This is a genomic window from Xanthomonas sp. NCPPB 4037, from assembly GCF_041475695.2.
GTDB lineage: Bacteria > Pseudomonadota > Gammaproteobacteria > Xanthomonadales > Xanthomonadaceae > Xanthomonas > Xanthomonas campestris.
The window spans coordinates 3,762,024-3,781,780 of sequence record NZ_CM191261.1; the positions used below are offsets into that span (position 1 = coordinate 3,762,024).

The following is a 19,757-nucleotide window of genomic DNA, read 5'->3' on the forward strand; positions in this document are numbered from 1 at the left end:
GAATCGCAACACGGCTTTCCAGATGCACAACCGGCTGTATGCACTGGCCAGCGCACCGGCGACGTGCAGGACGCATGGCGAAGATGCAATCGCACACCGCGTTGGAAATACGCGGTCATCGCAGCACCGCCGTTGCCAGGCCCGCCAGCAACAGCCACAGCGCCATACCAGCGCGGACCAGCCAGAGTGCACGCAACACGCTGCCTGCATCGGCGGCAGCGCCCTCGCCCAGGGACGGGCGGTGTTGCCACTGCCCGTGGTACGGCGCCGGGCCACCCAGTTGCACCTGCAGCGCACCGGCGCCAGCCGCCATCACCGGGCCGGCGTTGGGGCTCTTCCAGCCGCGCCCTTGCCGCCACGCGCAACGCACACCGGCACGGGTCTGCCCGAGCACGGCGTAGGTGAGCGCGGTCATGCGCGCCGGTAGCCAGTTGAGCGCATCATCCACGCGCGCGGCCGCCCAGCCGAAGCGCTGATAGCGCGGCGTGCGATAGCCCCACATCGCATCCAGGGTGTTGGACAGGCGATACAGCACCGCACCCGGCGCGCCCAGCAGCACGCCCCAGAACAACGCGGCAAACACCGCGTCGCTGCCATTTTCCAGCACCGATTCGGTGGCGGCTGCGGCCACTTGTGTCTCATCGAGAGCGGCAGTGTCGCGGCTGACGATGCGCCCCACCGCCACGCGCGCCGCAGGCAGGTCGCCCGCGCGCAACGCCTGTGCCACCGGCACCGCATGTTCACCCAGGCTGCGCAGGCCGAGTGCCAGATACAGCACCACCGCCGCGAATGCCGCGCCGGCCCAGGCCGACCACCACCACAGCGCGAGTTGCACCAGCGCGGCCACGGCCGCCCACGGCAGCACCGCCACGCACCAGGCCAGCACACCGGCGGCGCGCGTGTCGCGGTGCAGCCGCGCTTCGATACGCTGCGCCCAGCCGCCGAACAGCACCAGCGGATGCGCGCGCCGGGGTTCGCCCAGCAGCAGATCCAGCAACACCGCGGCGGTGGCGATCAGCAGCAGCATGATGCGATGGCGTGACAGCGCGTCATGGCAGAAACAACGCCATGGCTGCGCCCGGATTGGACGGGAAATAGAAATGCACGAAGCTCGCCGTCATCCGCCATTGCCGGTACACCGGCTCGGCACTGGGCCCGGTGTTGGGATTGCGCGCATGCACCAAGGGGCTGAGCGCGATGCTGGCGCGTGCGTAGTGGAAGGTATGCCCGCGCAGCGTGCCTTCCGGCAATGCGACCTCCTGCAAGCCCAGCGCCACCGAGCGTGCCTGCAACGCGGCCGTGCCGGGCAGCAGGCCGGCCATCGGTGCGCTGACGCCGTCCTTGCCGGTCAATGCTTCCAGCAGGAACAGCATGCCGCCGCATTCGGCCAGCAGCGGCTTGCCCTGTGCGCAGTGCGCGCGCAATGCCACAGCCAGATCGCGACGCTGCGACAAGGCCTGCAGATGCAGTTCCGGGTATCCGCCCGGCAGCCACACCGCATCGCAGTTCGGCAGCGCATCACCGGCGATCGGCGAAAAGAACTGCAGGTGCGCGCCGGCGGCCGCCAGCAGTTCCAGATTGGCCGGATACACGAAGCAGAACGCCGCATCGCGGGCGATGGCAATGCGCACGCCCTGCAGCACGGGTGCAATCGCTGCGTGAGCGTCCGGCGGCGCGAACTGCAGTGGCGGCGGCAACGCGGTGGACGCATGCGCGGCCCAGGCATCGGCCAGCGCGTCCAGGCGCTGCTCCAGGTCGGCAACTTCGGCAGCGGCCACCAGGCCCAGGTGCCGCTCGGGCAACTGCAACGCCGGCGCACGCGGCAATGCACCCAGCCACTGCAGCGGGGGCGGCACGCTGTCGCGCAGCAGGCGGGCGTGATGCGCGCTGCCGATGCGGTTGGCGGCCACGCCATACAGCGGCAGATCGTCGCGATAGCGGGCCAGCCCAAGCGCCAACGCGCCGAAAGTCTGCGCCATGGCGGCGCCATCGATCACCGCCAGCACCGGAATGCCGAAGTGCACGGCCAGATCGGCGCTGGAGGGCGCGCCGTCGAACAGCCCCATCACGCCTTCGATCAACAGCAGATCGGCGTCGCACGCGGCGGCATGCAGGCGCTGACGGATGTCCGCCTCGCCGGTCATCCACAGATCCAGCTGAAACACCGGCGCGCCGCTGGCGCGTTCGAGCAGCAGTGGGTCGAGAAAATCCGGCCCGGTCTTGAACACCCGCACGCGCCGCCCCTGCCGCGTATGCCAGCGCGCCAACGCAGCAGTCACGCTGGTCTTGCCCTGCCCGGAGGCAGGCGCGGACACCAGCAACGCGGGGCAGTGTGCGGGCAGTGTCACGGCTACAACTCGACGCCGAGCTGTGCCTTGATGCCGGCGTTGAAGGCGTGCTTGATCAGGCGCATTTCGGTGACCGTATCGGCCGCCTCGATCAGGCCGGCCGGCGCGCCGCGCCCGGTGATCACCACGTGCTGGCGTGGCGGCCGTGCAGCGACTGCGGCCAGCACATCCTCCAGCGCAACGTACTCCTTGACCAGCGCGATGTTGAGCTCGTCCAACAGCACGAAGTCATAGCGCGGGTCGGCCAGCATGCCGCGCGCCAGCTGCCAGGCCGCCTGTGCAGCGGCGATGTCGCGTTCGCGGTCCTGGGTTTCCCAGGTAAACCCTTCGCCCATCACGTGATAGTCGAGCAGATCCGGAAAGCGGCGGAAAAACGCTTCTTCGCCGGTGGAAAACGTGCCCTTGATGAACTGCACCACGCCGCAGTACAGCCCGTGGCCCAGCGAGCGCGCCAGCATGCCGAAGCCGGACGAACTCTTGCCCTTGCCGTTACCGGTATTGACCAGCAGCACGCCGCGATCGATCACCGCACGTGCGATGCGCCGGTCCACCAGTTCCTTCTTGCGTTGCGCGCGTTCGCGGTAGTGCGCGTCGTCGTGCTCGGGTGTACTCATGTGCCAACTCCAAATGTGGAACGTGGGAGCACAGCTTGCACGCTTGCACGCACGGCCAGCACGGCGCCCACATAAGCGGCCAGGCCACCGAGCGCCGGCGGGTAATACTGCGGCACCCGCGCAATGAACCCTGCCAGCGAGGCCTGCGGGTAGCGCCCGGAAAAGACATAGAACCCGCCCTTCGATAACAGATAGGCCACGCTGCCACTGAGCACCAGCGCCAGCAACAGGCGCGGCAGATCGCGCCATCCACCACGGTGCAGCCGCATCGCATACACGCGGCCGCCACACCACAACGCCGCGTAGGCCAGCGCCAAGGCCCAATACGCCGGCGACACGCACCAATCGGAGAGGCTGCCGGCGGCCATGCCGGCCAGGTCCAGCGCCGAGGCCAGCCCGAAAAACAGCGGCAGCATCCACACCGGCCGCAATAAGGCGCCGGCCAGGAAGAACACCGCCCAGGACGCGGCACCGTGCACAGTGAGCCCGTCACTGCCGCGCCAGGGCAGGCGCACCGCGCTCACGACAGCTCCAGCGCAGATGCACTGGCCGCGTTGCGTCGCGTGGTACGCCAGCGCAGCACGCGCCACCCTGCCAGCAGCGCCACCGCCAGATACAGCGCAGTGGTGCGCACGAACAGCGGCCCCCACTGCCAGGCACGCGCCAGATACTGGTCCCAGTGCGGATCGGCATAACGCCCGCCCCACCAGTAGAACGCTGCATTGGAGATCAGAAACGACACCGCCGCAGCCAGCACGCCCACGCACCACACACCGCCCAGGGCCACTGCACTGCGGCCCACGCGCGCGTGCAACGCGCTACCGGCGTACCACAGCACGCCATAGGCGAATGGCAACGCGGCGTAGGCCGTGGTGATGCAGAAGTCGCTGACACCGGCCAGCGTCACCGCCGCCCAATCGATCAGCACCGACATCAGCAGCAGTCCGATGAAATACCGGTGCCGGCGCAGCGCAAGGCCACCGAGAAAGAACAGCGCCATGGACGCATCCGGCAGATGCAGCCAATCACTGGTGTGGTGAAAGCGCGTGGCGGTCATCACCAGCAGTGCGGCAATGAACACCGCGCGTTCGGCAGAACGGGATAGCGGCAGCATCGGCAATCTCCTTCAGGGCGTGACATCAACTGCAGGTGGCGGCGACGCGAGCGCTGGAATCGCCGCGTGCGTGGCGATTCCGGTTGCCGCCGTGGCCCACCTGCACGCTGTACGGCGCAGGGTTACTGCGCCGGGTGATAACGCAACGTCAGCAGGTAGGCGCGCCCCGGCTGGTTGTACCAGCGCGCGGTTTCATACTGGCGGTCGAACACGTTGTTGGCGCTCAGCGACACCTTCCAGTCTGCGTTCACCGCATAGCTCACGCGCAGATCGAGCAGGCCGTAACCCGCCAGGCGGTCGCTGTTGGCCAGGTCGTCGTAGCGCTTGCCGGCGCCGAACAGGCTGGCACCCACGCCGAACGCGCCGAAGCTGCGGTCCGCATCGATGCGCCCGCTCTGGCGTGCACGCCGCGGCAGCCAGTTGCCATGGTTGACGTCGCCATCGGCACGCGGGTCCAGCCAGGTCAGCGCGCTACGCACGGTCCAGCCGGCCAGTTCGGTGTCGTAGCCGGCTTCCACGCCGCGGATGCGCGCCTGGTCGATATTGTTCGGCTGGCCGAACGGATGCGTGGCATCCACCAGCCCGGCGTCGTAGGCAATCAGATCATCGATGCGGGTCTGGAACGCGCTCAGCGTCCAGGTGCCCCAGTCGTAGTTGCCACGCAGGCCCAGCTCGGCGCTCCTGGAGGTTTCCGGCCCCAGCAGCGGATTGCCGTAGTCCGGGTAATACAACTCGTTGAACGTGGGCGCCTTGAACGCGGTGCCATAGCTGGCGGTCACACGCAGATGCTCAGCGACATCCCAGCCCCACAGCAGGCTGCCGGTGGTCTTGCCACCGAACTGGCTGTTGTCGTTGCGACGCAGGCTGGCCTGCAGCGACTGCGTGCCGAAGCTCTGCTGCCACTGCGCGAATGCGGCGCGGTCGATGCGGCTGTCGGCATCGTAGGTGTCGCTGCTTGCAATCGCATCGCGCTGCCAGTCAAACCCCACCGTCAGCAAGCCCGGGCCGGCTTCCACATCGGCCTGCAACGAACCCTGCTTGCGCCGCGTGTCGTAGGTGGACACATAGGTGCCGTCGAAATACGCATCGCTGAAATCCACGCTGCTCCCGAGGCTGGCCGTGAGCTTGAACGCGTCGGTCGGCGCATACCGCACGCGGCCGCCCACGGCTTGCTGCACGCCCTTGGACAGGTTGCCGCCGAAGGCCGAGCCGTCGTATTCGTTGCGGCTCTGCGCGCGCAAGGCGTGCACGTCGGCATCCCACTGGCGGTTGAAGCGCCAACCGCCCTGCACATTCAACGAATCGTTGCGGTAGCCATCGCGGTCCGGGTCGTAGCTGCTGGAGCGGGTGTCCAGATAGGCGTTGATGCCGTCGGTCTCGTCGTGCACTGCGTTGACCGAATACCAACCGCCGCGCTCGCCCAGATCGCCATCGCTGCGCCCGGCCACGCCGGCGCTGTAGCGGAGCGCATTGTCGCTCCCGGCCGCAGCGCTGAAGGTCGGCACGAAGCGGCCTTCCGGACGCCGGGTAAATAACTGGATGACGCCGCCCAGCGCCTCGGAACCATACAGGCTGGAGAACGGGCCACGCACGATCTCGATCCGTTCGATCTGCTCGAACGGGATGTCCTGCAACGCCGCGCCGCCGGCAGTGGCCGAGCCGACACGCACGCCATCCACCAGCACCACCAGGTGGTCGGCCTCGGTGCCGCGCAGGAACAACGAGGTCTGCTTGCCGGGGCCGCCGTTATTGGCCAGTGACACGCCGGCTTCGCCGCGCAACAGGTCCTGCAGCGAATTGATCTGGCGGCGCTCGATCTGCGCACGGTCGATCACCGTCACCGGCGCCAGGGTCTGGTCCTGGGTCTGCGCGGTGCGCGTCGCGGTGACCACCACCTGGTCGAGATCGACAGCGGCCTCGGCCTGGGCCAGCGCGGCCACGCACATCGACAGGCAAACGGCCAGCACGGCACGGCACGGCGAAACGGAAGAAAGGGACATCGACTGCTGCTCCAGGAACCGCGCCAACCCGCGCGGGGGCAATGGGGGCGGCAGGCAGCAACGGGCCAGGCGTCCGGCGCGCAAGCACCAGACGCACAAGGCCACGCCCACCGCGTGCCGGGTCAATCCCTCAGGCCGGTCTCCGGGCTCGCGAGTGGAAGCCTGCGCTTCCGGTACCGCGCCTTCCCATGCGTGTGCACAGTGGCGTGTTGCGGCACCTGACCTCGCCCACCGTTGCGGGGGCAGCTCCGGACTTGCGTCTCGCCAAGGCGATCCGCGCACCGGATTCCCGTTTAAACCACCGGAACTCCGGCAGTCACCTCAGGGGCGCGCATGGTAGCAGGATTGGCTGGGGCGCCTCGGCGGTCTCCGGCAACCGGCCAAGCGCAGCGCGACGCATCACCTCGCTTCCAAATGGCGAATCCCCAATCCCTTCTCCCACCGGGAGAAGGTGCCCCAAAGGGGCGGATGAGGGTGCGGGGCGAAGCCGCATACCATGTCTGGAGAGCATGCCCCGGTTGCCAGCATGTCCGCCACCGAGCTTCATCTCGCACATACGCGTGGGCTTTGCCCCCGTACCCTCACCCCAACCCCTCTCCCAGCGGGAGAGGGGCTAGCCGTTTCCGAGGAGAGAGGGGCTCAAGCACGCATATTGGCTTGTTCAAAATTTCCAGGTCATGGACGCAACGCGCCGAGGCGGCAGCGTGGCCGGGGATTGGCGGAGAGCGGCACACGGATGTGCCGCGCGGCGAGTCAGACAGGATGTCTGACCGAGCCGAAGAGCCGATCCCCGGCCGCGCTGGCGCGCTTACTGATGCCAGTCCCGGCAGGCATCGTGCTTCGCTAGGCCTCACCCCCAACCCCGCTCCGCGCCCCGACAGGAGATGGGCTAAAAAAGCATCACGCGCCCTGCAGCGCCTGCTCCAGATCCGCCAGCAGATCATCGATGTGCTCGATCCCGATCGACAACCGCACGGTGTCCTCGCTGACGCCGGCATGCTCCAGTTCGGCCGGGCCGAGCTGACGGTGCGTGGTGGAGGCCGGATGCGTGGCCAGCGATTTGGCGTCGCCAATGTTGACCAACCGCGTGAACAGCTGCAGCGCATCCAGAAACCGCGCACCCGCCGCGCGTCCACCCGGCAGGCCGAAGGTCAACACGCCCGAGCCATGCCCGCCCAGATACTTCTGCGCCAACGCATGCTCGGGGTGATCCGGCAATGCGGCGTAATTGACCCAGGCCACGCGCGCGTGTTCCTGCAGATACCGCGCAATCGCCAGCGTGTTGGCATTGATGCGCTCCATGCGCAGCGGCAAGGTCTCGATGCCTTGCAAAATGAGGAATGCATTGAACGGCGACAACGCCGCACCGGTATTACGCAGCGGCACCACGCGCGCACGACCGATATAGGCGGCCTCGCCCAAGGCTTCGGTATAGACCACGCCGTGGTAACTCACGTCCGGCTCGTTGAGGCGCGCAAACCGTGCCTTGTGCGCCGCCCACGGAAAGCGCCCGCTGTCCACGATCGCACCGCCGATGCTGTTGCCGTGCCCGCCCAGGTATTTGGTCAGCGAATGCACCACGATGTCCGCGCCGAAGTCGATCGGCCGCAGCAGCGACGGCGTGGCGACGGTGTTGTCCACGATCAGCGGCACACCGTGCGCATGCGCCACTGCCGCCACCGCTTCGATATCGGTGATGTTGCCGCGCGGATTGCCGATCGACTCGACGAACACCGCCTTGGTGCGCTCGTCGATCAAGCCGGCAAACGCCTGCGGATCGCGATAGTCGGCAAAGCGCGTGGTGATGCCGAACTGCGGCAGCGTGTGCGCGAACAGATTGTAGGTGCCGCCATACAACGCGCTGGAGGAGACGATGTTGTCGCCAGCCTCGGCGATGGTCTGGATCGCATAGGTCACCGCCGCCTGTCCCGACGCCAGCGCCAACGCGCCGATGCCGCCTTCCAGCGCAGCCACGCGCTGCTCCAGCACGTCGTTGGTCGGGTTCATGATGCGGCTGTAGATATTGCCCTGCACCTTGAGGTCGAACAGGTCCGCGCCATGCTGGGTGTCGTCGAAGGCATACGCCACGGTCTGATAGATCGGCACCGCCACCGCGCGGGTGGTGGGATCAGGACGGTAGCCACCGTGCACGGCGATGGTTTCAGGCTTCCACTGCGGATCGGTCATGGCGCGGCTCGCTCAGGAGGAGGCCCGACGATACCCGGCCTGCGGCGCCTGCCTCATGACGGCCGGCTATGAGCAGATTGCCAGCGGGCAGGTTCGCTCCTGCGAATGCAGCTTGACCAGAAGTCCACAGCCATGCGCCACGCTTCAGCGATCAACGCTTCAGCGATCAACGCACCGGCGTGTGGTACGCCTCGCCCAGCATGCGCTTATAGACCGCCATCGACGGCAGGCCCACAGCCCGACGGCGCGCATCCAGACCGGCCTCGTCTTCGGTCGGCTCCAGGGCCATGCTGCCGTCCCCGCCCGGCTTGAACTGCGTGCCATAACGCTGTGGCTTGCCTTGCGCACGCAACACGCGATCGGTCAGCAGCGCGACATCGTCCGCGGCCACGTCCTGCCTGGTGAGCGCGGCCTCCAGCACAGGCAACATCTGCTGCTGAAACGCGGGGTCCGCATCGGCGTGCTGCACAAGCAACACTGCAGCACTCGCGCCTTCCACCCCGACCAGACGATTGCCGGGCCACCCCTTGGACGCCACGACCTCTTTCAACCACGCGGTGTTGTCGCGATCGACCGCAAGCAGCTTCTTCCAGTCGCCTGACGCCTTGCCGTCGACAAAGACCTCGCTGCGCACTTGCTGATCTTTCCTGAGGCGTACCAGCAGCTGGTCCCGCAAGGGCTGATCCCAGGTGGCACGTTGCTGTGCGTTGACCTGTTCGGCTTTGGTGAGCAAGGCCGGCCATCCTGCGGTCTTGCGTAGTGCGTTCAACCCTGGAGCATCTTTCGCCCGCAGGTCATCCATGGCAATGCGCCCGCGTGGCAGCTCTTCGTCGAGATAGCGCAGCGCCGCATCGGCCTGCCCGGCTGCCGCGAGGCATTCTGCAGGCAGCAAGACAAACTTCTGCGGCGCCGGCATACCCGCGCGCCACACACCCTCCAAAATATGCGCGCAACGTGGATAGTCCTGCGCCTGGTAGGCGGTGAACCCTTCCATGAATTCCGGTTGTTCGGCGGCCAGGCTGAGGTCCACCGTACCGGACAACGCGGCAATACCGACTACCACCAACAGCATGCGCATCTGCATTCCTTGCCTGAGTGCCTGCCACGATCATAGCGCCGTGCCGATGCGGCGCGCACCCACCGCTACCAGTGATCCTCCGCCAAACACATCGCCCCGCATCAGCGGGGCGATCGTGACTCCGTGAACCTCAGAATCAGCCCTTGGTAAACGCCAGATGCCCACCTTCGGTGCGTACGCGCACGGTATCGCCGCTGGCGTACTGGCCGGAGAGAATCTGCTGGGCCAGCGGGTTTTCCACCTGCGACTGAATCGCACGCTTCAGCGGGCGCGCACCATACACCGGGTCGAAGCCGACGTTGCCCAACAGTTCCAGCGCCGGGTCGTCCAGGTCCAGCTTGAGGCCGCGTTCGGCCAGGCGCTTTTCCAGGCCCTGCAACTGGATGCGCGCGATCGACTTGATCTGCGCCTTGTCCAGCGGATGGAACACCACGATGTCGTCGAGCCGGTTGATGAATTCCGGGCGGAAGTGCGCCTGCACCACGCCCATCACCGCCGCCTTCATCTGCGTGTAGGCTTCGGCGCTGCCGTCGCCGGACAGCTCCTGGATCTGGTGCGAGCCCAGGTTGGAGGTCATCACGATGACGGTATTGCGGAAGTCCACAGTGCGGCCCTGGCCGTCGGTGAGGCGGCCATCATCGAGCACCTGCAACAGGATGTTGAAGACATCGGCGTGCGCCTTCTCTACCTCGTCCAGCAGGATCAGCGAATACGGGCGACGGCGAACAGCTTCAGTGAGATAGCCGCCTTCCTCGTAGCCCACGTAGCCCGGAGGCGCACCGATCAGGCGCGAGACCGAATGCTTCTCCATGAACTCGCTCATGTCGATGCGGATCATGGCCTCGGTGCTGTCGAACAGGAAATCCGCCAGCGCCTTGCACAGCTCGGTCTTGCCCACGCCGGTCGGCCCCAGGAACAGGAACGAACCGCTCGGACGATTGGGATCGGACAGGCCGGCACGCGAGCGGCGCACCGCATCGGACACCACCTTGATCGCTTCTTCCTGGCCCACCACGCGGCGGTGCAGTTCGTCTTCCATGCGCAGCAGTTTGTCGCGCTCGCCTTCGAGCATCTTGTTGACCGGAATACCGGTCCAACGCGACACCACCTCGGCGATTTCCTCGGCGGTCACGCGGTCCTGCACCAGCTTGAAGTCGTGATGTTCGACCTCGTTGGCCAGCAGCATCTGCTTTTCCAGCTGCGGCAATACACCGTACTGGATCTCGCTCATCTTGGCGTAGTCCTGGCGCCGCTGCGCCGCCTCCAGCTCCAGCTTGGCGTGCTCGATCTGCTCCTTGATCTTGGTGGTGCCCTGCAACGCGGCCTTCTCCGACTTCCACACTTCGTTGAGATCGGAGAATTCGCGTTCGAGCTTGTCGATGTCGCTTTCCAGATCGGCCAGACGTTGCCGCGAGGCCTCGTCCTTTTCCTTCTTGAGCATCTCGCGCTGGATCTTGAGCTGGATCAGGCGACGCTCCAGGCGGTCGAGCTCTTCGGGCTTGGAATCGATCTCCATGCGGATGCGCGATGCGGCTTCATCCATCAGGTCGATGGCCTTGTCCGGCAACTGACGGTCGGTGATGTAGCGGTTGGACAAGGTGGCCGCGGCCACGATCGCCGGGTCGGTGATCTCCACGCCGTGATGCACCGCGTAGCGCTCCTTCAGGCCCCGCAGGATGGCGATGGTGTCTTCCACCGTCGGCTCGCCCACGAAGACTTTCTGGAAACGGCGCTCCAGCGCAGCGTCTTTTTCAATGTACTTGCGGTATTCGTCCAGCGTGGTGGCGCCAATGCAATGCAGTTCGCCACGCGCCAGCGCCGGCTTGAGCATGTTGCCGGCATCCATCGCGCCATCGGCCTTGCCGGCGCCGACCATGGTGTGCAGCTCATCGATGAACAGGATGATCTGGCCTTCGTTCTTGGACAGGTCGCTGAGCACCGCCTTCAGGCGTTCTTCGAATTCGCCGCGGAATTTGGCACCGGCAATCAGCGCGCCCATGTCCAGCGACAGCACGCGCTTGCCGCGCAGGCCTTCGGGCACCTCGCCGTTGATGATGCGTTGCGCCAGGCCTTCGACAATGGCGGTCTTGCCCACGCCCGGTTCGCCGATCAGCACCGGGTTGTTCTTGGTCCGGCGCTGCAACACCTGGATGGTGCGGCGGATTTCTTCGTCGCGGCCGATCACCGGATCGAGCTTGCCGCTCTCCGCGCGCGCGGTCAGGTCGATGGTGTACTTCTCCAGCGCCTGGCGTTGTTCCTCGGCATTTTCCGATTGCACGGTTTCGCCACCGCGCAGCTTGTCGATGGCCGCTTCGATCTTCTTCTTGTCGCCACCGGCCGCGCGCAGCGCCACGCCCAGCGGGCTGGCATCGTCTGCAGCGGCCAGCACGAACCACTCGCTGGCGATGAAGGCATCGCCATGTTGCTGGGCGAGCTTGTCGGTCTGGTTGAGCAGGCGATTGAGATCGTTGCCGATCGACAGGTTGCCTTCCTGCCCGGACACCTTGGGCAGGGTGTCCAGCGCTTCGCCCAGGCGCTCGCGCAGTGCCGGCACGTTGACGCCGGACTGCGACAGCAGCGGGCGCGTGCTGCCACCGCTCTGGTCGAGTAAGGCGGCCAGTACGTGCACGGGTTCGATGATGTTGTGGTCGCGGCCCACGGCCAGCGATTGCGCGTCGGCCAGCGCCTGCTGGAACCGCGAGGTGAGCTTGTCCATCCGCATGAGAAATCCTCTGAACTGGTGGCCGGCGTTTCCGGCGATACCGTGCAGATGCGGCTGGCGGGCGGCGTTTCAAGGCTGGGCGCTGTGTCCACGCCCCTGGCAGCGGGCCTTGACGCCGCCGCTGTTGGCCTGGCGTGGGTCCGCAGACGGGCCGCTAGGCGAACCGCCGCAACGGTTTCTCTGCCTGCGCGGCAGTGCCAGGTTGCGCCTCTGCCGCCGCGGCGGCACCGGGCGACGGCGGCCCCAGCAGACGCGACAACACCTGTGCCTGGATCGCTGCCACCGCTGGCGCACCGGGCAGGCGCGGATGCGGCGCGGGCACCGCTACTTCCAGACCGACCTGGCCGTGCTCGATCACCACGATGCGGTCGGCCAGTGCGCTGGCCTCGGCCACGTCGTGGGTCACCAGCACCAGCGTGAAGCCATGCTGCCGCCAGAGCTGCACGATCAGCTGCTGCATCTCGATGCGCGTCAATGCATCCAGCGCGCCCAGCGGTTCGTCCAGCAGCAACAGCCGCGGCCGGTGCACCAGCGCACGCGCCAGGGCCACGCGCTGGCGTTGCCCGCCCGAGAGCGTGCCCGGCCAGTCACCAGCGCGCGGGCCCAGGCCCACCGCGTCCAGCGCCGCCTGTGCCTGTGCGCGCCCGGCGCGGCCCAGGCCGAGCGCCACGTTGTCGATCACCCGCTTCCAGGGCAGCAGGCGTGCGTCCTGAAACATCAGCCGCACCGCATCGCGCTGCGTTGCCAGCGGTGCGTGGCCGCTGGCAACCGTACCGGTATCGGCCGCTTCGAGCCCGGCGATCACGCGCAGCAAGGTGCTCTTGCCGCAACCGCTCCGCCCGACCACGGCCACGCACTGCCCGGGTGCGATGTCCAGATCGATGCCGCGTAGCACCGCGCTGCCGCCATAGCGCTTGCCGATGTCGCGCAGCGTCAGTGGCAAGCCGGTACTGGAAGTGGTCGCACTCATCGGCGCAGCGCCGCCCGGTGTTGTGTTGGGTGCCAGCCCAGCCACCAGGCTTCCAGCCCACGTGCGGCCAGATCGGCCAGCTTGCCGAGCAGTGCGTACAGCACGATCGCCACCACCACCACATCGGTCTGCAAAAACTCGCGCGCGTTCGTCGCAAGATAGCCGATGCCGGAACTGGCAGAAATCGTCTCGGCCACAATCAGCGTCAGCCACATCAGGCCCAACGCAAAGCGCAGCCCGACCAGAATCGACGGCAACGCACCCGGCAACAACACATCGATAAACAGCTGCGGGCCGCGCACGCCATAGTTGCGCGCCATTTCGACCAGGGCCGGGTCCACGCTGCGAATGCCGTGATAGGTGTTGAGATAGATCGGGAAGAACGTGCCCAGTGCCACCAGGAACAGCTTGGCGCCCTCGTCGATGCCGAACCACAGGATCACCAGCGGAATCAGCGCCAGGTGCGGCACGTTGCGCAGCATCTGCAGGCTGCTGTCGAGCAGGCGTTCGGCCACGCGCGACACGCCGGTCAACAGGCCCAGCGCCAATCCAATGCTGCCGCCGATCGCCAGGCCCACCGCCGCGCGCCAGCCACTGATGGCCAGGTGCTGCCACAGCTCGCCACTGCGCACCAGCGCGACCGCTGCACGCAGCACCGCATCGGGCGCCGGCAGGATGCGCTGCGGCAGCCAGCCCCAGGTGGCGGCCAGTTGCCAGGCCACCACCACCGTCACCGGCAGCAGCCAGGGCACGACGGCCTCGTGCCAGCGGCGGCGGTGCGTCATCGCCATCCCTCGCAGTCGATGGCACGCTGCGGCACAGGCCACTCGCGCATCACTTGCCCGCCGCCGTCGCCGCGGCAGCAGGCGCGCGCCACACCGCCGGTGCCACCAGCACGCGCTTGGGCAATAACCGCTGCGCGTAGAACAGATCTGCGGTTGCCTGCTGCGCCTTGATTACCTGTGCGCTCAGCGGCTGCACGCTCGCCGGTGGGCGATGCGACAGGCTGCGCTCGACCACCGCCGGCGGCAGCCCGCTCACCTGCGCCAGGATGCGGATGCTGCCTGCACGGTCGCGCTCCAGCAGACCGTCGGCCTGGTTGAGCTGCCCCATCACCTGCTGCAGAAACGGGCCCCACGCGTTGGCATAACGCCGCGATGCCAGGAAAAACCCGCCGGTGAGCCCCACGCCCTCGCCGTTGGCAAGCAGGCGTGCGCTGCCATCCAGCGTCAACGCCGAATACCACGGGTCCCAGATCGCCCACGCATCCACCTGCCCCGCCGCAAACGCAGCGCGCGCATTGGCCGGCGACAGATACAGCGGTGTGATGTCGCGCAGGCTCAAGCCAGACTTGGCCAACAGCCGCAGCAGCAGGTTGTGCGCGCTGGAGCCTTTCTGAAACGCCACGCGCTTGCCCTTGAGGTCGGCCACAGTGCGCAGCGTGCTCTTGCTCGGCACCAGGATGGTTTCGGCCTTCGGCGTGGGCGGCACCCAGCCCACGTACAGCAGATCGGCGCCGGCGGCCTGCGCGAACAACGGCGGAATATCGCCCGCACCGCCCAGATCGATGCTGCCCACGTTCAAGGCTTCCAGCAATTGCGGCCCAGCCGGGAACTCCACCCACTGAATCTTGGTGCGTGGAAAGCGTTGCTCCAGCAACCGGTGCTGCTTGGCCAGCACCAGGCTGGAGACGGCTTTCTGGTAGCCAATGCGCAACTGCGCTGGTTCTGCCGCCGCCGCACACAGCGACCACGCCATGCCGAGCAGCAACACCACACCTAGCAGCACACGCTTGCGCATCGAAGACCTCGTCATTGCCAATCGGTGGAGGGTTTTTCCCAGAGGTTGATACCGCCTTCGACCGCATGGCGATCGATCTCGGCCAATTCCTCTGCACTGAACTCCGGCGTCTGCAGCGCTGCCACGTTTTCCAGCAGTTGCTCCGGGCGGCTGGCGCCAAGCAGGGCCGAGCTCACCCGTGGGTCGCGCAGCACCCACGCCAACGCCAGCTGGGCAAGACTCTGCCCGCGCCGCTTGGCAATCGCATCCAGCCCGCGCGCGCGTTGCAGGTTGTCCTCGGACAGGTGCTCGGGCCGCAGCGATTGCCCGCCGGGACGATTCACCCGCGCATCGTCCGGCACACCGTTGAGGTACTTGCCGGTCAGCAGGCCCTGCGCCAATGGGGTGAATGCAATCACGCCCGCACCCAGCTCGGCAGTGGTGTCCAACAGGTCGTGTTCGGGCCAGCGGTTGAACAGGTTGTAGGCCGGTTGGTGGATCAGCAGCGGTACCTTCCACTCGCGCAGCAATGCGGCGATCTCGCGCGTGCGGGCCGACGAGTACGAGGAAATGCCCACGTACAAGGCCTTGCCCTGCTGCACCGCACTGGCCAGCGCGCCGGCGGTTTCTTCCAGCGGCGTGTGCGCATCGAACCGGTGCGAATAGAAGATGTCCACGTAGTCCACGCCCAGCCGTTGCAGGCTTTGATCCAGGCTGGACAATAGATATTTGCGCGAGCCGCCGCCCTGCCCATACGGGCCCGGCCACATGTCCCAGCCGGCCTTGGTGGAAATGATGAGCTCGTCGCGATACGGCTTGAGATCTTCGCGCAGCAGACGACCGAAGTTGATCTCCGCACTGCCGTACGGCGGGCCGTAGTTGTTGGCCAGATCGAAGTGGGTAATGCCCAGGTCGAACGCAGTGCGCAACAAGGCACGCTGGGTATCGATCGGGGTGCTGTCGCCGAAGTTGTGCCACAGGCCCAGCGATAGCGCGGGCAGCACCAGGCCACTGCGGCCAACGCGGCGGTAAGCGATACGGTCGTAACGATCGGGATGTGCGAGATAGGTCATGGCGGAGTCCGGTGGCTCAGCGTGCGCTGAAGCGATTGATGGGGCGTTGCAGCCCCAGATGATCGCGCAACGTGCGCCCCTGGTATTCACGCCGGAACAACCCGCGCCGCTGCAGCTCCGGCACCACGTGCGCGGCCACATCGGCCAGCCCACCGGGCAGGTGCGGCACCAGCACATTGAAGCCATCGGCCGCGTCCTGTTCGAACCACGCCTGCAGCTCGTCGGCAATCTGCGTGGGCGTGCCGATCAGGCTGTAATGGCCGCGCCCGCCCGCAATGCGCCGCCCGAGTTGGGCGATGCTCAGCTGCTCCTGCCCGGCCAGTTCGGTGAACAACTGCTGGCGGCTGCGCTGGCCGGTTTCGGTCAACGGCAGGTCCGGTAACGGGCCATCGGGCGGATACCCGGACAGGTCGAAATTCCCCAGCATGCGCGACAGCAGCGCGATACCGACCTCCGGCTCCACCAGCTTCTGGAACTGCTCGAATTTTTCCTGCGCTTCGGCCTGGCTCTGGCCCACCACGATGAACACACCCGGCAGCACCTTCAACGCATCGCGGCTGCGCCCGAAGTGCTCCAGCCGGCCCTTGATGTCGGCATAGAACGCTTGCGCCTTGGCCAGCGACGATTGCGCGGTGAACACCACCTCGGCGGTTTCGGCCGCCAACGCACGCCCAGGCTCGGACGAACCCGCCTGCACCAGCACCGGATGGCCCTGCGGCGCGCGTGCGATGTTGAGCGGGCCGCGTACCTGGAAATGCGTGCCGCGATGATCCAGCACATGCGCACGCGTTGGATCATGGTGCAGGCCGGAGGCCTTGTCGGCGACAAAGGCATCGTCGTCCCAGCTATCCCACAGCCCCGCCACCACCTGCTGGAATTCGCGTGCACGCGCATAGCGTTCGGCATGCACATAGTGCGCATCGCGGTTGAAGTTGAGCGCTTCGTCGGCCGCATCGGAGGTGACCAGGTTCCAGCCGGCACGCCCGCCGGAGAGATGGTCCAGCGAGGCGAACTTGCGTGCCACGTGATACGGCTCGTTGTAGCTGGTGGTCATGGTGGCGATCAGGCCGATGCGCTCGCTCACCGCAGCCAACGCACTGAGCAGGGTGATCGGCTCGAACAGGCTGGAGCGCGCCATGCGCGGAGCAACCGGCCCACCGGCGGCGGCCAGGCTGTCGGCGATGAACACCGCATCGAACCTGGCCGCCTCGGCGATCTGCACCATCGCGCGGTAGTCGTCGAACACCAGCGGATCGGCAGTGACCTGTGGATGCCGCCACGCCGCCACGTGATGCCCGGTGGCCATCAGGAAGGCGCCCAGCGAGAGCTGGCGTGGCACGCTCATGCCAACAACCCGCGCGCGCTCCAAACCGAGTCAACAGACGACGTGTGCTTCCGTACAACGCGTTGCAACAGCAGAGGCATGTTCAAAAATCCTTGTGCACTTGCAGCCCCACGTAGCGACGATCGTCGCGTGGGACCAGGCGGTAAACATTGCCGGTGGCATTGGCCAACAGCGGCGCATAGGCGCGATCGCCCAGGTTGCGGCCGAGCACGGCGACGCGCCAGCCGTGCAGGTCATCGGCCAACGCCACGCTGGCATTCCAGATGGCATGCGGGCCCTGGATGGTCTGCGGGGTCTGGCTCAGGTCGTACTGCACGCTGTCCTGCCAGGCCACGTCGCCGTTGAATTCCAGCGCTAGCGTGCCGGACAACGGCACCCGGTAGCCGGCGCGCAGGTTGCCCTTCCAGTCCGGCGAAAACGGCAAGGGTTTGCCGTCGACATTGCAGTTGGCGGCGGCCGCCGCCGGGCAGGCGAAGCGCTGGATGCGTGCCTGCGTGTAGGCCAGCGATGCGGCCAGGGTCAGGCGTTCGGTGGGGCGATAGTCCAGATCCAGTTCCAGGCCTTGCGTGCGTGCCTGCCCGGCATTGATCAGGCGTGTCACCACCTGCCCGGCCACGGTGTCGAAGAAGTTGGCCTGGTAGTTGGCGTAGTCGGTATGGAACAGCGCCAGGTTGGCACTGAGCCGGTCATCCAGCGCGCGCGTCTTCAGGCCCAGCTCCCACGCGTTGGAGGTTTCCGGCTGCAACGCCGGCGTGTCGCGCGGCTGCATGTTGAAGAACACGTTGTAGGCCGGTCCCTTGTAGCCACGCGAATAGGTCAGGTAGCCGGTGGTCTGCGGCGCGATGTCGTACTGCAGGCCGGCACGCCCGGACACGCCGGTCTCTTCGGTGCTGCCGCGGCTGGCGGTGGAGGGCTGGATCCCGGTCGCCGCAGCGGCCGCAGTGGAGACGCGCTGATGGCGGTAGTCGAGCGTATCGCGGGTGATGCGCGCGCCCAGCAGCGCGCGCAAGTCCTCGCGCCAGTGCCAGGTGGCCTCGCCGAACGCGGCGACGGTCTGCGCACGCGTGGCGTAGTTGGCAGTGCCCAACGTGCGCGCACCTGGCGAAACCACGCTGCGTTGGTAGGTTTCGTCGTTACGCGCATGCAGGTAGTACAGCCCGGCCACTGCCTCCACGGCACGGTCACGCGGGGTCTGCAGCCGCAGTTCCTGCGAATACTGTGTGTAGCCCAGGTCGCCGCGATCGTGCGAGGACGGAAACGCCGCGCTGCTTTGCGCGGTGCGGTCGCCATCCTGGAACTGGGTGTTGTCCCACTGCCGCCAGGCGCTGATCGAGGTCAGCAAGGCATCGCCCAATTGCTGATCCAGCTGCAGCGAGGCGCCCTTGCTGGTGTCGTCCAGGTGCGTGCGGTAATCGCTGTTGATCTGGCGGTTGTCGGCCGTGGCCTGGACCGGCGCCAGCGCCGCGGCAAAATCCGCACGCGTGCTCGCCACCACCACGCCACTGGGTGCATCGCTGCGCGACTGCAAAAAATCCGCCAGCAACGTGGCAGTCAAATCCGGGTTAGGGGTGAGCTCCAGCCGCAGCCGCGCACCGGACCGCTCGTAGCCGTTGACCTGCGTGCCATCGGCCACGTTACGCACGTCGCCGCCGTAGTCTGCCCACAACGCCGACACGCTGGCCTTCAGTACACCCGGCACCAGTGCACCGCCAACGCTGGCGCGCACGCGGTTCTCGTCGCCGCCACCAAAGTGCGCGTAATCGACCGACCCACCAAACACCTCCGGCACCGGCTTGCTGATGATGTTGAGCACACCGGCCGAGGCGTTCTTGCCGAACAAGGTGCCTTGCGGCCCACGCAGCACTTCGATACGTTCGATATCGAGCAGCTCCAGCGTGGCCTGCCCGGGCCGCCCCAGCACCACACCGTCGACCACGGTGGCCACGCTGGGCTCGACGCCGGGCGAGGTGGAAATGGTGCCCACGCCACGCAGGAACAGCGAAGTGTCCTTGTTGGAGGCGCCTGCACGAAAGGTCAGGCTGGGCACCAGCGTGGGCAGGTCCGCCACCGTGTTGCGGTTCTCGCGCTCCAGCGTCTGGCCCTGCACCACCGAAACCGCCACCGGCACCTGCTGCAAGGTGCTTTCGCGCCGCGTCGCAGTGACCGTCACCGCGCCCAGGGTCTGCGCGGCCGGCGCGGGCACTGGTGCATCGTTGGCACGCGTGTCGGCGAACGCCGGTGCGCACGCCAACGACAGGCTCCACACCAGCAGGCGCGGGGTTGCCGAGAACAGGGTGGAAGCAGCAGTGGAGTCGGCCGGGGACCGGTAGCGCACGGACATGCAGTTCCTTATGGATGCGCCATGCCAGGCATGGCGGCAGCGATGGCGCGCAAGCCGACTCGGCCGCGCAGCGCGATGTCTGCATGCTGTTTGCCACCACCACAGGCGTCAAATAACCAATGGCTTGGTGGTTATTCGCTCACGCACGCAACCGTCTGTGTTGCAGCCGGCGCACGCAATGCGCGC

The 19,757-nt window shown here is 67.0% G+C and carries 15 protein-coding genes and 1 riboswitch; all 15 genes read right to left on the reverse strand.

What is annotated here, in order from left to right:
* Positions 1-115: 115 nt before the first annotated feature.
* The 15 genes from cbiB to ACCQ01_RS16760 all read right to left on the reverse strand — a co-directional run bounded on the left by cbiB (position 116) and on the right by ACCQ01_RS16760 (position 19,571).
* Positions 116-1,027, reverse strand: a complete 912-nt coding sequence (gene cbiB, locus ACCQ01_RS16690; protein ID WP_228431872.1) for an adenosylcobinamide-phosphate synthase CbiB — start codon at positions 1,025-1,027, stop codon at positions 116-118.
* Positions 1,028-1,049: 22 nt separating this feature from the next.
* Positions 1,050-2,348 (reverse strand): cobyrinic acid a,c-diamide synthase CobB, encoded by a 1,299-nt coding sequence (locus tag ACCQ01_RS16695; protein ID WP_228431871.1) that lies wholly within the window; start codon positions 2,346-2,348, stop codon positions 1,050-1,052.
* 2 nt (positions 2,349-2,350) lie between these two features.
* Entirely contained in the window at positions 2,351-2,962 is a 612-nt protein-coding gene (cobO, locus tag ACCQ01_RS16700; RefSeq protein ID WP_228431870.1) for a cob(I)yrinic acid a,c-diamide adenosyltransferase, read from the reverse strand.
* Entirely contained in the window at positions 2,959-3,486 is a 528-nt protein-coding gene (locus ACCQ01_RS16705; RefSeq protein ID WP_228431869.1) for a hypothetical protein, read from the reverse strand. The genes cobO and ACCQ01_RS16705 overlap by 4 nt, the downstream gene beginning before the upstream one ends.
* The gene (locus ACCQ01_RS16710; protein ID WP_228431868.1) at positions 3,483-4,076 is read right to left on the reverse strand and encodes a hypothetical protein; all 594 of its coding nucleotides are present in this window, start codon (positions 4,074-4,076) and stop codon (positions 3,483-3,485) included. The genes ACCQ01_RS16705 and ACCQ01_RS16710 overlap by 4 nt, the downstream gene beginning before the upstream one ends.
* Before the next feature lie 122 nt (positions 4,077-4,198).
* A complete protein-coding gene (btuB, locus tag ACCQ01_RS16715; RefSeq protein WP_228431867.1) occupies positions 4,199-6,076 on the reverse strand; it encodes a TonB-dependent vitamin B12 receptor in 1,878 nt (625 codons plus the stop codon).
* A gap of 116 nt (positions 6,077-6,192) precedes the next feature.
* Positions 6,193-6,415: riboswitch (cobalamin riboswitch) on the reverse strand.
* Between the two features lie 561 nt (positions 6,416-6,976).
* Complete coding sequence (locus tag ACCQ01_RS16720) at positions 6,977-8,263, reverse strand: O-acetylhomoserine aminocarboxypropyltransferase/cysteine synthase family protein (RefSeq protein ID WP_014508673.1); 1,287 nt, start codon at positions 8,261-8,263, stop codon at positions 6,977-6,979.
* A gap of 166 nt (positions 8,264-8,429) precedes the next feature.
* Positions 8,430-9,341 carry a DUF6624 domain-containing protein gene (locus ACCQ01_RS16725; RefSeq protein ID WP_323370313.1) on the reverse strand — a complete coding sequence of 304 codons (912 nt, stop codon included), beginning with the start codon at positions 9,339-9,341 and terminating at the stop codon, positions 8,430-8,432.
* Between the two features lie 136 nt (positions 9,342-9,477).
* On the reverse strand, positions 9,478-12,063 hold the full coding sequence (gene clpB, locus ACCQ01_RS16730) for an ATP-dependent chaperone ClpB (protein ID WP_076054205.1): 2,586 nt from the start codon (positions 12,061-12,063) through the stop codon (positions 9,478-9,480).
* A gap of 154 nt (positions 12,064-12,217) precedes the next feature.
* The gene (locus ACCQ01_RS16735; RefSeq protein ID WP_228431865.1) at positions 12,218-13,033 is read right to left on the reverse strand and encodes an ATP-binding cassette domain-containing protein; all 816 of its coding nucleotides are present in this window, start codon (positions 13,031-13,033) and stop codon (positions 12,218-12,220) included.
* Positions 13,030-13,818: an aliphatic sulfonate ABC transporter permease SsuC gene (gene ssuC, locus ACCQ01_RS16740; protein ID WP_372358903.1), complete on the reverse strand. Its 789-nt coding sequence runs from the start codon at positions 13,816-13,818 to the stop codon at positions 13,030-13,032. The genes ACCQ01_RS16735 and ssuC overlap by 4 nt, the downstream gene beginning before the upstream one ends.
* Before the next feature lie 49 nt (positions 13,819-13,867).
* Complete coding sequence (locus ACCQ01_RS16745; protein ID WP_228431863.1) at positions 13,868-14,833, reverse strand: aliphatic sulfonate ABC transporter substrate-binding protein; 966 nt, start codon at positions 14,831-14,833, stop codon at positions 13,868-13,870.
* Positions 14,834-14,844: 11 nt separating this feature from the next.
* Entirely contained in the window at positions 14,845-15,885 is a 1,041-nt protein-coding gene (gene mgrA / locus ACCQ01_RS16750) for an L-glyceraldehyde 3-phosphate reductase (RefSeq protein ID WP_228431862.1), read from the reverse strand.
* A 16-nt stretch (positions 15,886-15,901) separates the two neighbouring features.
* Positions 15,902-17,230, reverse strand: a complete 1,329-nt coding sequence (locus ACCQ01_RS16755) for an LLM class flavin-dependent oxidoreductase (protein ID WP_228431861.1) — start codon at positions 17,228-17,230, stop codon at positions 15,902-15,904.
* 82 nt (positions 17,231-17,312) lie between these two features.
* Positions 17,313-19,571: a TonB-dependent receptor gene (locus ACCQ01_RS16760; protein WP_228431860.1), complete on the reverse strand. Its 2,259-nt coding sequence runs from the start codon at positions 19,569-19,571 to the stop codon at positions 17,313-17,315.
* Between the last annotated feature and the right edge of the window lie 186 nt (positions 19,572-19,757).

Excerpts from the sequence above, each read along its gene's own strand:
- ACCQ01_RS16725 (WP_323370313.1), bottom strand. The coding sequence starts at position 9,341 with ATGCGCATGCTGTTGGTGGTAGTCGGTATTGCCGCGTTGTCCGGTACG.
- clpB (WP_076054205.1), bottom strand. The coding sequence starts at position 12,063 with ATGCGGATGGACAAGCTCACCTCGCGGTTCCAGCAGGCGCTGGCCGAC.
- ACCQ01_RS16745 (WP_228431863.1), bottom strand. The coding sequence starts at position 14,833 with ATGCGCAAGCGTGTGCTGCTAGGTGTGGTGTTGCTGCTCGGCATGGCG.
- cobO (WP_228431870.1), bottom strand. The coding sequence starts at position 2,962 with ATGAGTACACCCGAGCACGACGACGCGCACTACCGCGAACGCGCGCAA.
- ACCQ01_RS16755 (WP_228431861.1), bottom strand. The coding sequence starts at position 17,230 with ATGAGCGTGCCACGCCAGCTCTCGCTGGGCGCCTTCCTGATGGCCACC.
- ssuC (WP_372358903.1), bottom strand. The coding sequence starts at position 13,818 with ATGACGCACCGCCGCCGCTGGCACGAGGCCGTCGTGCCCTGGCTGCTG.
- btuB (WP_228431867.1), bottom strand. The coding sequence starts at position 6,076 with ATGTCCCTTTCTTCCGTTTCGCCGTGCCGTGCCGTGCTGGCCGTTTGC.
- mgrA (WP_228431862.1), bottom strand. The coding sequence starts at position 15,885 with ATGACCTATCTCGCACATCCCGATCGTTACGACCGTATCGCTTACCGC.
- ACCQ01_RS16710 (WP_228431868.1), bottom strand. The coding sequence starts at position 4,076 with ATGCTGCCGCTATCCCGTTCTGCCGAACGCGCGGTGTTCATTGCCGCA.
- ACCQ01_RS16760 (WP_228431860.1), bottom strand. The coding sequence starts at position 19,571 with ATGTCCGTGCGCTACCGGTCCCCGGCCGACTCCACTGCTGCTTCCACC.
- cbiB (WP_228431872.1), bottom strand. The coding sequence starts at position 1,027 with ATGCTGCTGCTGATCGCCACCGCCGCGGTGTTGCTGGATCTGCTGCTG.
- ACCQ01_RS16735 (WP_228431865.1), bottom strand. The coding sequence starts at position 13,033 with ATGAGTGCGACCACTTCCAGTACCGGCTTGCCACTGACGCTGCGCGAC.
- ACCQ01_RS16720 (WP_014508673.1), bottom strand. The coding sequence starts at position 8,263 with ATGACCGATCCGCAGTGGAAGCCTGAAACCATCGCCGTGCACGGTGGC.